A 764-nucleotide genomic window follows, 5' to 3' on the forward strand; every position below is an offset into this window, starting at 1 on the left:
TACTCAACCCAGATCAATCACGATATACGTTATGCCATGAAAGCGATACTCACGTGTCACACTGAAAAACAAGGACATAGTCGCTGGCAATGTTCGCATTGCGAACATCAATCTGAATATGCGATGTCTTGTGGACACCGTCATTGTTCTCAGTGTCAGCACCAAACAACATCCGATTGGTTAGCAAAGCAGCAACAGAAATTGTTGCCTGTTGATTACTTTATGGTGACATTCACGCTGCCAACTGAGCTTCGATGTCTGGCAAAAAAACATCCTAAAGCACTCTATCAAGCCATGTTTACTGTGACTGCCAGTGTAGTAAAAAGCTTCGCTAACAATGATAAATACCTTGGTAATCGCATCGGTTTTACTTCTGTTTTACACACTCATAATCGGCGTCGAGATTTACATCCTCATATTCATATGGTGATCACTGGCGGTGGCTTTGATGACAAGAAACGACAATGGAAAAATTGTAAAAACCACTACCTCTTTAATGCATTTGCTCTCGCAAAAATATGGCGAGCAAGATTGTTAGCCTATCTCACTACTGAACTAAAGTGGGCGTTACCCGATCACATCACGAAAAAGTGGGTGGTTGATTGTCGGCATGTAGGGCAAGGAAAGCCTGCATTATTGTATTTATCGACATACCTTTATCGAGGGGTAATTGCGGATAAAGACATTCTGTATATCAATAATGAACAGGTGACATTTCGTTATAAAGATAGCCAAACTCAAACGATGAAGACACGCACGTTACC

General features: G+C 41.4%; 1 protein-coding gene. It reads left to right on the top strand.

What is annotated here, in order from left to right:
• On the top strand, nt 1–764 hold a 764-nt coding region (locus C9J40_RS21795), incomplete at both ends, for a transposase (RefSeq protein ID WP_107247968.1).

Origin of the sequence: Photobacterium sp. GB-72 (assembly GCF_003026095.1) — a bacterium.
In the GTDB taxonomy this organism is placed as follows: Bacteria; Pseudomonadota; Gammaproteobacteria; order Enterobacterales; family Vibrionaceae; genus Photobacterium.